Genomic DNA, 14,339 nt, shown 5'->3' with positions numbered 1-14,339 from the left:
GTCATTCCCGCTGCACGGTCGCCAGCCAGCGCTGCAGGGTCACCACGACGAGCAGGATCGTGCCGCTGATCACGGCCTGCCAGTTGGAGTCGAGCGAACCGATCTGGTTGATGACGTTGCGGATCACCTGCAGCAGCAGCACGCCGACGAGCGAGCCGAGCACGGTGCCCGCGCCGCCGGTGAGCAGCGTGCCGCCGAGCACGACGGCCGCGATCACCTCCAGTTCGGTGCCGACGCCGAGGATGGTGACCCCGGAGGACGTGTAGGACGCCATGAGCAGACCGCCGAACCCGGCCAGCATCCCCGAGGCGGTGTAGGCGATCACCTTGGTGCGCAGCACGGCGAGGCCCATCAGGTCCGCGGCGTCCTCCTGGCCACCGATGGCGAGCACCGTCGAGCCGTACGACGTGCGGTGCAGCACAAGCCCGCCCGCGGCGAAGGCGACGGCCACGATCCACACGGGGTAACCGATCCCGAGGAACGAGCCCTGCGCCAGCTCGCGGAACGCCGAGCCGGGCGGCACCTTGTAGGTGGTGGCGCCCTCGTCGCTGATGAGCAGCAACAGCCCGCGCGCGAACAGCAGCCCGGCGAGCGTGACGATGAACGGCGGCAGCCCGCCGCGGGCGATCACCAGCCCCTGGACGAGGCCGATGAGCCCGCAGACACCCAGCGGCAGCAGCAGTGCCACCCACGTGCCGTGGCCCGCGCCCCACGCCGCCAGCACGCCGCCGAGCGCGAACACCGACCCCACGGACAGGTCGATGCCGCCCGACATGATGACGAAGGTCATGCCGAGCGCGACGACCGCCAGGAACGAGGCCTGCAGCGCGATGTTCTCCAGGTTTCCCGCGGTGCCGAAGGAGTCGAACGTGAACGTCGCGACCAGCACTACCAGTGCGAGGATCACGAGCGCGCCCTGCCGCTGCGCGAGCCGCGCGAGCCGGGCCCGGCCGGAGGCCCCGCTCCGGCCGCGCGGGCGGGGGGACTCGAGTGCCGTCGTCATCGTCTCGCCTTCTTCCGCCCGAGTTGCACGTAGACCGCAGCCACGACGATCACCGCCTGCGCGATCTGCGCTGTGGAGTCGGGGATGTCGTGGAAGATGAGCGTCGCCGTGATGAGCTGGAGCAGCAGCGCGCCCGCGACGGTGCCCGCGATCCGCACCTGGCCCCCGGACAGCGGCGTGCCACCCAGCACCACCGCCGTGATGGCCGACAGCTCCATCAGCAGCCCGAGTTTGGTGGGGTCGCTGGCCTGGGAGCGAGCGGCGAGCAGCACCCCGGCCAGCGCGGCCAGGAGTCCACACAGGACGTAGGTGGTGACGAGCACGCGCCGCACCGGCAGGCCGGCCAGCTCCGCGGCGCGCTTGTTGCCGCCGATGGCCACGAGCCTGCGCCCGTAGGTCGAGCGGCGGACGAGGAACCACGCGCCCGCCGCCACGGCGGCCGCGATCAGCACCACGTAGGGGATGCCGAGCACGCTGCCCGAGCCGAGTTCGACGATGCCGGGGTCGCGGATGCTCTTGATCTCGCCGCCGAACAGGTTCGCCAGTCCCCGGCCGGCCACCATGATGCCCAGCGTCGCGATGATCGGCTGCACCCCGACCCTTCCGACGAGCGTGCCGGCGAGCAGGCCGCTGATCGCCCCCGCGAGCACGGCGACCAGCACGGCGACGAGCGTGCCGTACCCGATGTAGAGCGGGATCAGCGCCGCGGCGATGGCCATCACCGCGCCGACGGAGAGGTCGATGCCCTCCGTGCCGATCACCAGCGCCATCCCGATGGCGACGATGAGCACGGGCACCACCTGGATGAGCTGCAGCCGCAGCGTGCCCTCGCTGACGAAGTTGTCCGTGAACACGACGTTGATCGCCAGCAGCAGCACCAGCGCCACGTACACGCCGTTGCGCCGGATCCAGTCCGCGTCGATGCGCCGCGGCCGCGTCCGCCGTTTCGGGGGCGTCTCCGCCGGGGTTCGCATGGCCAGCCTCTCACTCATCGCCGCCCTCCTCCTCGGCCGCCGCACCGGCGAGCGCCGCGAGCAGGGCGGCACTGGTCTTGCGGTCCTCGGACAGCTCCCCGGAGACGGCGCCGTCGCGGAGCACGACGACGCGGTCGGCGCCCTCCACGAGCTCGTCCATCTCGCTGGAGATCAGCACGACGGCCAGCCCCTGCTCGGCGAGCTCGTCGATGAGCGCCTGCACCTCGGCCTTGGCGCCGACGTCGATGCCGCGCGTCGGCTCGTCCAGCAGGAACACCTTCGGCTCGGTGCACAGCCACCGCGCGATCAGCACCTTCTGCTGGTTGCCGCCCGAGAGCTCCCGTACCTTCTGCTGCGGGCTCGCGGCCTTGATGCGCAGCCGCCGGACGAACGTCTCCACCAGCGCGTCGATGCGCTTCTCCGCGACGAGCCCGCCCCGGGAGAACCGAGGCAGCACCGCCAGCGCGATGTTGTCGCGCACCGAGAGGTCGGCGATGATGCCTTCGGCCTTGCGGTCCTCCGACAGCAGCGCGACCCCGGCCCGCAGCGCGTGCGGAACGGAGTTGGGCCGCACCGGCCGTCCGCCGACGTGCACCGAACCCGACCGCACGGGCAGCGCCCCGTACACGGCCTTGACGGTCTCGCTGCGCCCGGAGCCGAGCAGGCCGCCCAGCCCGAGCACCTCACCGGGCCGCACGGCGAGGTCCACGCCGTGCAGCCGGTTGCGGACCTGGAGGCCGTGCGCGGTGAGCACCGGCTCCTGGTCGCGCCGGTGCGTGTCGCCGAACTCGGTGGCCCCCTCGCGGGCGACCTCGGCGACCTCCCTGCCGAGCATGTGCGCGATCAGGCCGAGCCGGTCGAGCTCGGCCATCGATCCGCTGTGGACCCGCCTGCCGTCGCGCAGCACGGTGACGCGGTCGCACAGCTGCCACAGCTCGTCGAGGCGGTGCGAGACGAACACCAGCCCCACACCGCGCGCCGCGAGCGTGCGCGCGACGTCGAACAGTGTCGCGACCTCCTTGGCCTCCAGCGACGAGGTCGGCTCGTCCATGATCACCACGCGGCTGTCCACCGACACCGCCCTGGCCAGCGCCACCATCTGCTGGATGCCAAGCCCGAGCGTCCCGAGGTCCGCGGTGACGTCGATGTCGATGCCGAGCGAGCCCACCAGCTCGGCGGCCCTGCGGTTCATCGCGGCCACGTCGACGAGCCCGAGCCGCGTCCTCGGCTCGCGCCCGAGGAAGATGTTGCGCGCCACCGAGAGCAGGGGGACGAGGTTGACCTCCTGGTAGATCGTGGAGATCCCGGCCCGCTGGGCGTCCGCGGGCCGGTGGAACGAGACCTCCCTGCCGTCGAAGCGGATCGTGCCCTCATCCGGCCGGTACACCCCGGTCAGCACCTTGATCAGGGTGGACTTGCCCGCGCCGTTCTCCCCGACCAGGGCGTGGATCTCACCCTGGGCCAGGGAGAAGTCGACACCCCGCAGCGCGTGCACGCCGCCGAACGACTTGGTGACGCCCTCGGTCTCCAGCATCGCCGCTTCCGCCCTCTAGAAGGCGTTGCCGAGGTTGGCCTCGGCGTTGTCCCGGTTGTACTCGTCGTCGGAGATGATGACGTTCTCCGGGATGGCCTCACCCGCGTAGAACTTCTCCGCGGTCTCGAACGCCAGCGGCCCGAAGCGCGGGTTGGACTCGATCACCGCGTTGATCTGGCCGTCGACGATCGCCTGCACGGCGTTGCGGGTGCCGTCGATCGAGACGATCTTGATGTCCTCGCCGGGCTGCTTGCCCGCGGCCTGCACGGCGGTGACGGCGCCGAGCGCCATCTCGTCGTTGTGCGCGTAGATCGCCGTGATGTCCGGGTTGGACTGCAGCAGCTGCTCGGCGACGGCCTGGCCCTCGTCGCGCGCGAAGTTGGCGGTCTGCTCCGCCACGATCTCCAGACCCGGGTACTGCGCCTTCACCTGGTCCTTGAAGCCGGCGTTGCGGTCCTCCGTGACGTTGTTGCCCGACGAGCCGAGCAGGATCGCGACCTTCGCCTCGCCGCCCGTGGACTCGTTGAGCGCGTCGGCCGCGCGCTTGCCCTGCTCGTAGAAGTCGGAGCCGAGGAAGGCCAGGTAGTCGTCGCAGTGGGTGTTGGTCACCTTGCGGTCGATGGTCAGGACCGGGACGCCCTTCTGCTTGGCGGCGGCCAGTGCCGGGTCGAGCCCGTCGGAGTTGACCGGGGCCACGATGAGGAAGTCGGCGCCCTGGTTCAGCATGTTCTGGATGTCGGCGATCTGCTTGGGCAGCTCGTTGTTGGCGTTGGTGACGAGCAGCTTCTTGACCCCGGTCTCCTTGGCCGCCTCGCGGATCGACTTGGTCTCGGCGGCCCGGAAGGCCGCGGTGTCCGGTTCGGACTGGGAGAAGCCCACGACGGCCTCGGAGAGGTCGAGCTTCTCGGCGCCGTAGTCCTGCATGGTGCAGCCCTCGCCGCTGCTCTCCTTCACCACCTGGCCGTCGCCGCCGCTGTTGCCGCCCGCGCCGGCGGGCTGCTCGGAGGTGCCGGGATTGGTGCAGCCGGCGAGAGCCGCGCCGAGGACCGCCGCGGAGCACGCGACAAGACGCCAGGTACGCGGAAATGTCGTTCTCTTCATGGGAACTCCTTTGGTCACCGGCCCCCCGGCGACGCTAATCAAACAGAAATGAACAGATTCGCGCAAGATTTCGTGTGGTCAAGAAACGGCAACGAACGAACTCAGCCGGGCCGCTCCAGCACGGTCACGCGGTCCAGAGCCACCTCCCCGCCGGTCAGGCGCAGGCCGAAGCTCGGAGCCCACGTGGCCACCTGCTCCGCTGGAACGGCGGTGCCGAACGGCGCCGATCTCAGGCGCTGCCAGCGGCCGTTGTGCTCGACCCACGTGGTGAGCACCCCGTCGCTGAACACGGCGGCGAAACGATCACCCTCGGCCCAGCGCAAGGAGGTGCAGCACCCGCCCGTCGCGGAGTCCCCGTAGCCCTGGCCCGCCACCCGGACGTCGACCCCCGAGGTGCCGAAATGGTTGTTGTACCAGCCCAGGACGAGATCATCTGGCCCGTCGGATCGCCCGAAGAACATGCTGTCCTCCGGTGCCGCGCCGCCGAACGACCTGGGTTCGAGCAACACCGCGAGATCGCCTCCCGATGTCCGCGCGGGAGCCCCGAGCACGGCCGCCGACTGCGCCTGCGCCGAGGCGATCAACGCGCCACCGGTGACCCGTAGCGAAGGAGCGGGCTCGCCGAACGGGGTGTCGACGCGGTACGCACCGAGGGAGTCGCCGCCGAAGTGGTCGTCCCACACGGTGCGGGTGAATTCACCCGGATCGAACACCGTTTCCGCCCGCACCACGTGACCCGTGCTGCGTGGGCTGCCGGAGCTCGTGACCGACTCCGCAAGCAGCCGCAGCGGCAGCCTGCTGCCCGGGGCCAGCCCGGCGGGCACGTGCACCCGCCATCGCATTTCGTACGGCCTGCCCGGACGGACGGTCCGCTCGCCCGTGGCGGTCAGTGGTTCGGCCGACCAGCCGCGTGGAACGAGCAGGTGCGGTCGCACGGCCACCGGCCGCGTGCTGCGGACCGACGTCAGGACCTCGGTCGTCGCGCCGGGTCGCACGCGTAACACCGGTTCGCCGCCGGTGTCGATCCGCGCCGTCAGCCGGGCGTCCTCGGGCCGCCAGGCCTGCAGGGTGGTGATGCCGACCGCGCCGCCGTCGTGTCGCACGGGCCGCACCCGCAGGGCGTCCGTGGTGACCGGTGGATCGATCAGCACCCGGTTGAGCCTGCCGCGCTCGGGCAGGTTCGGGGCGCGTTCCTGCCCTGGCACGGTCGCCCACGCGCCGTCCGGCGTGCGGTAGTCGAGGGCGTAGGAGTCGGGTGTGCGCACCCCGCCTCCGTCGTCGTAGAAGGAGATCCGCACGTCGGAGACGCGCGTGGCCACCCCGAGGTCGACGGCGAGCCAGTCGGAGGCGTTCGGGCTGCCGTAGGACGTCCAGCGGCTCGAGGGGACGTCGAGGTGAAAGTCCTGCCCGTCGATGGCGTCGGCGGGCCTGTCGCCGTGCCAGGTGTGCGATGCCTCGGCGGACGGGAATCCGGTCTCGGTGACGTTGGCGAGGTCGTCGGTGAGCGGCACCGCCTGCGCGTGGTCCTTGCGCGGCACCGAGGGCACCGGCACCTCCACGGGGCCGAGTCGCTGCTGCCGGTGCACGAGCCTGCCGTCGAGCCACACCGAAAGGCCAGCACCCGCACCGTAGGCGCTGCCGTCGCGGTCCCACAGCACCGTCAGGTTGCGCCCGTGGTAGGGCACGTTCTCAGCGGCGAAGTGGTCCCAGCTCCTCGGTGCGAGCGGGGCGATGCGTACGCTCTCGCCCCGCTGGGGCCGGATGCCGATCAGCCCGGACAGCACCAGGTCGTTGAACGTCGAGTGGTTGTAGTCCTCGCTGTGCCCCCGGCTGTCGTAGAGCCAGCGGTCCTCGTCGGGGTGGTGCGCCTCGGCGACGTAGGGCCGACCGTTCTTGCGCTGGGTCAGCGCGTAGCCCCGCAGCAGCTCATAGTAGTCTTGGCGATCTACATAGGACTGTCGTGGGTAGTCGATGAGCAGGTTGGCCAGCGCGGTGAGCGTCTGGCTCGTGGCGTACGGCCAGCTCGGCCCCGACCAGCGGCAGCAGCCCCGCTCCGCCTCGTGCATGAACCAGGGGCTGCGCCGCTCGACGGTGGTCGGCCCGAACGGCGCCGCGAAGCCCCGCGGATCGGTGAGCTGTGCCCACGCCGCCGCGTTGTCCGCGGGCGCCATGTGGAAATACCACGGGACGAAGCCGATCTGCTCACGATCGGCGACCGGTGCGAGGTCCGGATTGCCGTCGCGCATCACGTGCTTGTAGAAGTCGTCGGTCTCGTCCCACAGCAGGCGTTCCTGGTTGCGCCGCAGGGACTCCGCCGCCCGCTCGTACCGGCGTGCCGCCGCGAGGTCGCCCGGCTCGCCGCGCTGGCGAAGCAGCCGCGCGAGGGCGCGGGCGTCGCCGAACTGGTAGGCGTTGAGCGTCGGCCGGAAACCCTCCCCACCGTGGTAGGGATCGTCGCTCTGGTAGGAGCTCGCCGTGTACTCCATCGCGTCCCACACGGGAACCTGCCAGTACAGGCCCAGCTCGGCGTTGAACTGCGGCGACCAGCCCTCCCACTGGCGGCGCAGCTCGGGCAGCCGGTCGGTCGCGAAGTCCCATCGCCCGTCCACCGCGGCCCTGGCCACGGTGGCGTCGGCGGCCCAGAACGAGTACTGGTGCGCCCAGTCCGTGGTGTTCTCGTTGAGGCCGTCCGTGGCGGGCTTCGGTCCGGAGCCACTGCCGCGTAGCCAGTAGTCGAGGTAGTCGTCGAGGTAACGGGTGTCGCGCAGCCAGCGGCCCTCGTAGACGTGGTGGCCTGCGGCAGCGGAGATCGCGCCGCCCGGGGCGGAGTAGCCAACCGGGCCGAGGAACTCCGACGCGATCCAGCCGTCGTCGGGCCCGGTGTACTTGAGCGCCTCCTTGAACACGCGCCATCGGTAGTAGTAGGTGTCCTCGATCTCCTGGTCCGGCAGGTCGACGAAGCCGATGTTGGCCTCGTACCACTCCGGCTCGACGAATCCGTCCACTGCGGACTCGTGGTCGAGGAAGGACGTGCCCTCGCCCACGACGGGGTAGAGGGGCGGCGCCTGCGGTGAGGTCTCCGCGGCCGGGGACGTACCCGCGGCCGGGCCCGCCAGCAGAGCCAGAGTGATCGCGACCGTGACCGCGCGTCGACAAGTGCGCATGGCTGCTCCATTGCTGCCGGGAGGGGAAAGGTGGCTGGGGCGGAGCGTCGAGCCGGCTCCGCCCCAGCCGGACCTCACTCGCCGGAGGAGGCGAGTGCGGCCACCTCCTCGTCGGAGAGGGCCCGGTCGAAGATGCGGACGTCGTCCACGTCGCCGCGGAGGTAGTCCACCTTGCCGCCGTTGTACTGGCCACGGCCGATCACGGTGTTGCCGGTGGAGCCGTCGGCGGAGCAGGCGCTCCTGGTGTCGACCTTCTCGCCGTCGACGAACAGCTCCAGCGTGCCCGCCTGCGCGTCACGCACGCCGGTCAGGTGGTACCAGCGGCCGACCTCGGGCTTGGTCGGCGACAGTGCGCGCAGGCCGACGAAGCTCATCGCCCACCGCTGGTCCTGGCCGGAGTACTGCAGGAAGAACGCGCTGTGCTGGCCGGTGTCCTGACTGACGATCGTCTGGAACGCCCCGCCTGCCTCGTCGAGCTTCGCCCACGCCGAGACGGTGTAGCTGCCCGCCGTGTTCACCAGGCTCCGCCCGGTGTCGGCCTCCCCGGCCCCGGCGAACGAGAGGCCGCCGCCGTGGACCCCCTGCGCCCACTCGGTGCCGCTGAGGGTGGCGTCGGCGTCGCCGACCGAGTCCGTCGCCGTGGTGCCCGTGCCCTCGTTGAACTTGTAGGCGTGCACCCCGGCCAGTCCGGGCGTGCCCGGGTCCGGTGCGGGGCCGTCGTCGCCGCTGCCGTCGGCGTTGCGGATGATCGCCTCGTTGACGGCGCGCACCTGGCCGAAGTCCATCTTCTTCACCTGGCGGTCGTAGGTGAAGAAACCGTTGACCTCGTGCTCGACGTCGGTGATCTGCGTGTAGATCGCACCGCTGATCGCGCACCGCTTCGCCACGTCCAGCACCTGGCGCTGGTTGTCGACGTAGGCGGCGGTGAGACTCTCCTTGTCGGGCAGCATCCGGTACGCGTGTCCCTCGCCGAACCACATGTGGCCGGCGACCTCGAGCCCGTAGCCGCCGTGCTCGCCGTCGATGGACACGCGGGAGCCGTCCGGCATCGGCTGGGCGGGGCCCGGGTAGGCGTGCCAGTCGATCACGTCGCCCTTGCCCGAGTCGCCGAGCGAGTCACAGCAGTTGACGCCGCTGTGGGCGTTGACGAGCCGGGTGGGGTCCTGCTGCTTGATCTCGCCTGCGATGCGGCCGGTCGCCTCACGGGACCACTCGCCCCAACCCTCGTTGAACGGCACCCAGCCGATGACCGAGGTCCAGTTCTTCTTTTCCTCGACCAGTTCGTGCAACTCGGTCTCGAACTGCTGCTGGGCGGCCACCGGCGGGCGGCCACCGGTCCGCATGGACGGCATGTCCTGCCACACCAGCAGGCCGAGCCGGTCGGCGTGGTAGTACCAGCGGTCGGGTTCGGTCTTGATGTGCTTGCGCACCGTGTTGAAGCCGAGCTCCTTGTGCTGTTCGAGGTCGAACCGCAGGGCCTCGTCGGTCGGTGCGGTGTAGATGCCGTCCGGCCAGTAACCCTGGTCCAGGGTGGACATCAGGAACAGCACCTTGCCGTTGAGCGTGATCCGCTTGCGGCCGTCTGCGCCCTCGGCGGTGCCGATCTCGCGCATGCCGAAGTAGGACGACACGCGGTCGACCGGGCGCCACTGCCGCTTGAGCACCACGTCGAGGTCGTAGAGGAACGGGGAGTCGGGCGACCACAGCTTGGCCCTGGGCACCGGAAGCGTCATCGGCTCCCCGGGGGTGCCGGTGGTGCGGCTGACGACGCGCCTGCCGTCGGAGACGACGGCCTCGACGGTCATGCCCGCGGTGTTGCCCTCGGTGTTGACGGTGAGGTTCAGCGTGGACGTGTCGATGTCGGGCACCATGTCGAGCGTGTCGACATGTCGGCTCGCGACCGGCTCCATCCAGACGGTCTGCCAGATGCCCGAGGCGCCCTCGTAGAAGATGCCGCGGTCGGGTACCCGGCGCTGCTTGCCGACGGGTTGCCAGGTGGCGTCGGTGCGGTCCTCGACGCCGACGATGATCTCCTGCTCGCCGTGGCGCCTCAGTGCGTCGGTGACGTCGGCCGAGAACGCGCCGTAGCCGCCGGTGTGGCGGGCGACCTCCCGGCCGTTGACGTAGACCACGGCCTTGTAGTCGACCGCGCCGAAGTTGATCTTCAGTCGGTTGCCGTTGCCGACCTGCCAGTGGCGGGGGACCTCGAACGTGCGGCGGTACCACATGTGGTCCTCGTGCCGCTGGATGCCGGACAGAGCCGACTCGGTGGGGTAGGGAACGAGGATCCGTTCGGCGAGCGTGTCGCCGAACGGCGGCGCCTCGCCCTCGGTGGCGCCCGCGAACTCCCACACGCCGTTGAGGTTGCGCCAGGCGTCACGGGTCAGCTGGGGTCTGGGGTACTCCGGCAACGCGTTGCCCGGTGACACGTCGGCCGTCCACGGCGTGGCCAGCCGGGGTTCGCCCATCTCCCAGCCGGCGCCGTCGGTCTGGGCGGTGGCCGGTGAGGTGATCCCGGCGGCGAGCGCCGCGGAGAGCATCGTCGTGACGGCCAGGGCCGCGAGTGAACGGGCACCGCTTCCGCGTCGTCGAGTCAGTGGTGCGAGTGACAGCACAGTCGAACACCCTTCTCGGGGGGACCCCGCCAGCGTCTCGCTGGCGGTACTGCACCGGCAGCCCGTGGTTCACACGGATTCAACACCGGCGTGAAGCATTTCACACACCGCGTGTGGGTATGTCAACACTTGCACCCAAACTTCCCCAGTTGCGAACAGTGCCGATCTATCCCTGCCGCTATCCCGGGCGCCTTCGCGCCGGATTCGCCGGAATGTCGCCGCGGCCCTTGATCGGCCGAACGGACTAATGCGGCTGGTCATCGACGAAGTGAACGGCCGTCTGTTGATTTTTGTTTCAACGTGGTTGAATGCGGAATCCCCAGACACCCGCGCGGCGCACGAGGGAACGGTGACCGGTGAAACGGACGACGACGACGCTGGCCGACGGACGCGAACTGCTGTACTTCACCGCGGACGACGGCGGCGTCCCCGACCTGCACGACCCGCGGCGGCTGCCCATGGTGAGCACCACGTCGCAGCTGCGGCTCGACCCGCTGCTCGACGAGTGGGTGATGATGGCCGCACACCGGCAGAACCGCACCCACCTTCCGCCCGAACAGGACTGTCCACTGTGTCCGTCCAGTGAGGGGAGATGGACCGAAATTCCCGCTCCGGCCTACTCGGTCGCGATCTTCGAGAACCGGCAGCCGAGCCTGTCGATGGGCGCCCGGCCGCCGGAAGGGGACCTGCGTCATCCGCTCGTCCCCGTGCGGGCGGGCCTCGGCCGCTGCGAGGTCGTGTGTTTCACCAGCGACCACCACGCGCGCTTCGCCGACCTGTCGGCCGAGCAGGCCCGGCTCGTCGTGGACGCGTGGGCGGACCGCACCGAGGAACTGGCGGCGCTCGACGGCGTGAAGCAGGTGTTCTGCTTCGAGAACCGGGGGCCGGAGATCGGCGTGACACTCGCGCACCCGCACGGGCAGATCTACGCCTACCCGTTCGTCACGCCGCGGACGCGGCGGATGCGCGAGGTGGCCCTGCGCTACCGCGGGCGCACCGGCCGCGACCTGCACGCCGATGTGGTCGCCGCCGAGCGTTCGGCGGGCCTGCGGCTGCTGGCGGAGACGGCGCACTGGGTGGCGTTCGTGCCCGCGGCCGCGCGCTGGCCGGTGGAGGTGCACCTGTACCCGCTGCGGCGGGTGAAGACGATCCCGGAGCTGACCGACGCCGAGCGCGACGACTTCGCGACGGTGTACCTGGACGTGCTGCGCCGCTGCGATCGGCTCTACGACGCGCCACTGCCGTACGTCTCCGCGTGGCACCAGGGCCCCGTCTCCGACCCCGAGGACCTCGGCTACCTGCACCTGCAACTGTTCTCCGTGCGCAGGGCCGCCGACAAGCTCAAGTACCTCGCCGGGTCGGAGTCGGGCATGAACGCCTTCGTCACCGACGTGCTGCCCGAGGATGTCGCCCGGCGCCTGCGCGAGGCGTGATCAGCTCCGGGCGCCGGCGTCCGGGACGTCCCAGCCGGAGACGAGCCACCGGACCTCGCCGGTCGCCGGGTCGTACAGCCGCCGCCGCATGGTGCCGATGTTGCCGCCGTAGACATGGATCCCGACGGTGGGCGCGTCGCCGACGGCCGTGACGGCGTGGACGTCGTCGTCGGTGGTGCAGCACACGGTGACCTCGCCGCGCTGCCACACTTGCTCGCCGGCCGGTGTGAGGGGTCTGCCCGGCCCGCCGGCGGGTTTGAGATAGCGGGTCTCGCGTTCGGCACCCGAGTGGATCCCGACGACGCCCCACGTCTCGTGTCCGTGCACCGGCGTGCGCTGACCTGGGCTCCACACGACGGAGACCAGGCACCAGCTGTCGCCGGGCGCGATGTGGAGCGGGTAGTTGACGTGGTGCTCCTTCGACGGCCGGGTGGCCTCGGGAGGGAGCCGGTAGCCGCCTGCCAGCAGCGCGGACAGCAACGCCGCGACCTGCTTGGTGATCTCGTGCTCGTCGTCGGTGGTGCCGACCACCCGGTCCACGTCGTCGATGAAGCCGCGCAGTGTGCCGTCGGGTGTCATGGTGGGTCTCCCGTCAGGCTTCGGTCGTCGTCGAGGGCCGCACGTGATAGAGCAGATGCGTGACCGTGCTCGCGGCCCGGGACTCCACCTGCTCGAGGTTGAGCGGAGGGACGCCGTCGAACAGCCGGGTGCCCGCGCCGAGCGTCATCGGCACGATGTGCAGCCGCAGCTCGTCGATCAGGCCGGCGGCGAGATACTGGTTGACAGTGGTCGCTCCACCGTGGATGGAGATGTCGCCATCCCCAGCCGCTTCTCGCGCGCGCTCGAACGCGGCGTCGATCCCGTCGGTGACGAAGTAGAAGGTGGTGCCGCCCTCCATCGGCTGCGGGTCGCGCGGGTGGTGGGTGAGCACGAAGACGGGGCCGTGGTACGGCGGGTTGTCGCCCCACCAGCCCTTCCACTGCCGATCCCACTCACCACGCACCGGACCGAACATGTTGCGGCCCATGATGAATGCCTTGGCCGTCATCATGCGGCCGAACTCGTCCGGGTGCACCTCGGGGCCTTCGGCGAACCACGCGTGCAGCTTGTCACCCCAGCCGTCGCCACCGTCGTCGCCGAACGGGCGCTGCTCGGTCTGGTTGAGCCCGGCCGCGTACCCGTCGAGCGTGATCGTGAGGTCGCAGGTCACCTTGCCCACGCGTGCGGTCATCTCTGTCCTCCTCGCGGGCGGCCTGCCGTCACCGTCCCGGTGAGCTCCGTGTCGAGCATCAGCATGAACCGCGCGTGGCGGGACGTCTAACGCCATGTCCCGAAACTTGTACTGATGGCCCCTAATCGATGCTCGGCCTTGGCGAGCCGAAGGGCACCGTGGGTACACATCAGGTACCCGCGGGCACCTTGGGCGCAACCGACGACGATCGCGGTGGCTGTGGCTACCCTTGCCGGATGATCGAAGCCAGCCCGCCGGTCGCCGACCTGCTTACCGGCTACCAGCCCGCCGACACCACCGAGGCCGCCGACGTGGCGCGGATCCGCGAGGTGCTGGCAGCCGAAACCGACCCGTGGTCGCAGTCGCTGCCCCTGCACGTCACGGCCTCGGCCGTCATCGTGCATCCGCCGACCAGGCGAGTGCTGCTGCGCTGGCACGCGCGTCAGCGGGCGTGGCTGCAGGTCGGCGGCCACGGCGATCCCGGCGAGACCGCTCCGCTCGACGTGGCGTTGCGTGAGGGCAGGGAGGAGACCGGGCTGCCGGATCTGGCTCCGTGGCCCGACGGGCGCCTGGTGCACGCCGTGATCGTGCCGGTGCCCGCCAAAGGCGACGATCCCGCGCACGAGCACGCCGACCTGCGGTTCGTGCTCGCCACCGGAGAACCGGACGCCGCACGTCCGGAGAAGCCGGACGCGCCGCTGCGCTGGCTGACCATGGGCGAGGCGTGGGAGGCGACCACGGAGGACAACCTCCGCGAGACCCTGTCCCGGGTCGAGCGCCTCGCGTTCGGCTGAAGGGTGTCGTCCTTCGTGAAGACGTCGATTCGACCGGTGCGCGACAGCGATCTGGCCGTGTTCTGGACGCACCTGAGCAACAGCACGGCCAAGGACATGGCGGCGGTGACCCGCCCGTATCACGACGACCGAGAAGCCTTCGACATGCACTGGGCCAAGGTGCTTTCCGATCCGGCAGTCCTGGTGCGCACGGTGTTGGCCGATGACGTGGTGGCAGGCCATGCCGCCGTCTACGGCCCGCCGGACGAACGTGAGGTCACCTACTGGATCGATGTGGCGTTCTGGGGGCGCGGTGTCGCCACTGCCGCGCTGGCCGCCCTGATCGAGCTGGTGGGTACGCGGCCGCTGTACGCCCACGCGGTCGCGGACAACGTCGGCTCGATCCGTGTGCTGGAGAAATGTGGGTTCGTCGTCACCGGTCACGGACGGACCTTCGCGCGGGCCCGCGGGGAGGAGGTCGACGAGGTCGTTCTGACCCTGACCTGAAGGC

General features: G+C 70.6%; 11 protein-coding genes. 3 read left to right on the top strand and 8 right to left on the bottom strand.

The window, feature by feature from the left end:
* Window position 1 precedes the first annotated feature (1 nt).
* The 6 genes from BAY60_RS29215 to BAY60_RS29190 all read right to left on the bottom strand — a co-directional run bounded on the left by BAY60_RS29215 (window position 2) and on the right by BAY60_RS29190 (window position 10,391).
* The gene (locus BAY60_RS29215) at window positions 2–1,003 is read right to left on the bottom strand and encodes an ABC transporter permease (RefSeq protein ID WP_112284550.1); all 1,002 of its coding nucleotides are present in this window, start codon (window positions 1,001–1,003) and stop codon (window positions 2–4) included.
* Complete coding sequence (locus tag BAY60_RS29210) at window positions 1,000–1,995, bottom strand: ABC transporter permease (RefSeq protein WP_112284549.1); 996 nt, start codon at window positions 1,993–1,995, stop codon at window positions 1,000–1,002. The genes BAY60_RS29215 and BAY60_RS29210 overlap by 4 nt, the downstream gene beginning before the upstream one ends.
* Window positions 1,988–3,511 (bottom strand): sugar ABC transporter ATP-binding protein, encoded by a 1,524-nt coding sequence (locus tag BAY60_RS29205; RefSeq protein WP_112284548.1) that lies wholly within the window; start codon window positions 3,509–3,511, stop codon window positions 1,988–1,990. The genes BAY60_RS29210 and BAY60_RS29205 overlap by 8 nt, the downstream gene beginning before the upstream one ends.
* 15 nt (window positions 3,512–3,526) lie before the next feature.
* Window positions 3,527–4,612: an ABC transporter substrate-binding protein gene (locus tag BAY60_RS29200; RefSeq protein WP_112284547.1), complete on the bottom strand. Its 1,086-nt coding sequence runs from the start codon at window positions 4,610–4,612 to the stop codon at window positions 3,527–3,529.
* A gap of 101 nt (window positions 4,613–4,713) precedes the next feature.
* On the bottom strand, window positions 4,714–7,776 hold the full coding sequence (locus BAY60_RS29195) for an MGH1-like glycoside hydrolase domain-containing protein (protein ID WP_112284546.1): 3,063 nt from the start codon (window positions 7,774–7,776) through the stop codon (window positions 4,714–4,716).
* Window positions 7,777–7,850: 74 nt separating this feature from the next.
* Entirely contained in the window at window positions 7,851–10,391 is a 2,541-nt protein-coding gene (locus tag BAY60_RS29190; RefSeq protein ID WP_425466493.1) for a LamG-like jellyroll fold domain-containing protein, read from the bottom strand.
* Window positions 10,392–10,747: 356 nt separating this feature from the next.
* Here BAY60_RS29190 and galT point away from each other — a divergent pair, with 356 nt between their 5' ends.
* The gene (gene galT, locus BAY60_RS29185; protein ID WP_112284544.1) at window positions 10,748–11,824 is read left to right on the top strand and encodes a galactose-1-phosphate uridylyltransferase; all 1,077 of its coding nucleotides are present in this window, start codon (window positions 10,748–10,750) and stop codon (window positions 11,822–11,824) included.
* Here galT and BAY60_RS29180 read toward each other — a convergent pair whose 3' ends face one another.
* Entirely contained in the window at window positions 11,825–12,403 is a 579-nt protein-coding gene (locus BAY60_RS29180; protein ID WP_112284543.1) for a cysteine dioxygenase family protein, read from the bottom strand.
* Between the two features lie 13 nt (window positions 12,404–12,416).
* Window positions 12,417–13,055 carry a dihydrofolate reductase family protein gene (locus BAY60_RS29175; protein ID WP_112284542.1) on the bottom strand — a complete coding sequence of 213 codons (639 nt, stop codon included), beginning with the start codon at window positions 13,053–13,055 and terminating at the stop codon, window positions 12,417–12,419.
* A 236-nt stretch (window positions 13,056–13,291) separates the two neighbouring features.
* On the opposite strand from BAY60_RS29175, the gene BAY60_RS29170 reads away from it, so the two are divergent.
* Complete coding sequence (locus BAY60_RS29170; RefSeq protein ID WP_112284541.1) at window positions 13,292–13,849, top strand: NUDIX hydrolase; 558 nt, start codon at window positions 13,292–13,294, stop codon at window positions 13,847–13,849.
* A 15-nt stretch (window positions 13,850–13,864) separates the two neighbouring features.
* On the top strand, window positions 13,865–14,335 hold the full coding sequence (locus BAY60_RS29165; RefSeq protein ID WP_112284689.1) for a GNAT family N-acetyltransferase: 471 nt from the start codon (window positions 13,865–13,867) through the stop codon (window positions 14,333–14,335).
* The last annotated feature ends 4 nt before the right edge of the window (window positions 14,336–14,339 follow it).

The organism is Prauserella muralis, from assembly GCF_003202285.1.
Lineage (GTDB): Bacteria > Actinomycetota > Actinomycetes > Mycobacteriales > Pseudonocardiaceae > Prauserella_B > Prauserella_B muralis.
Note: the sequence above shows the minus strand (reverse complement) of the source record. Positions and strands in the feature narration are given on the sequence as shown.

Excerpts from the sequence above, each read along its gene's own strand:
- BAY60_RS29215 (WP_112284550.1), bottom strand. The coding sequence starts at position 1,003 with ATGACGACGGCACTCGAGTCCCCCCGCCCGCGCGGCCGGAGCGGGGCC.
- BAY60_RS29180 (WP_112284543.1), bottom strand. The coding sequence starts at position 12,403 with ATGACACCCGACGGCACACTGCGCGGCTTCATCGACGACGTGGACCGG.
- BAY60_RS29175 (WP_112284542.1), bottom strand. The coding sequence starts at position 13,055 with ATGACCGCACGCGTGGGCAAGGTGACCTGCGACCTCACGATCACGCTC.
- BAY60_RS29195 (WP_112284546.1), bottom strand. The coding sequence starts at position 7,776 with ATGCGCACTTGTCGACGCGCGGTCACGGTCGCGATCACTCTGGCTCTG.
- BAY60_RS29170 (WP_112284541.1), top strand. The coding sequence starts at position 13,292 with ATGATCGAAGCCAGCCCGCCGGTCGCCGACCTGCTTACCGGCTACCAG.
- BAY60_RS29205 (WP_112284548.1), bottom strand. The coding sequence starts at position 3,511 with ATGCTGGAGACCGAGGGCGTCACCAAGTCGTTCGGCGGCGTGCACGCG.
- BAY60_RS29210 (WP_112284549.1), bottom strand. The coding sequence starts at position 1,995 with ATGAGTGAGAGGCTGGCCATGCGAACCCCGGCGGAGACGCCCCCGAAA.
- BAY60_RS29200 (WP_112284547.1), bottom strand. The coding sequence starts at position 4,612 with ATGAAGAGAACGACATTTCCGCGTACCTGGCGTCTTGTCGCGTGCTCC.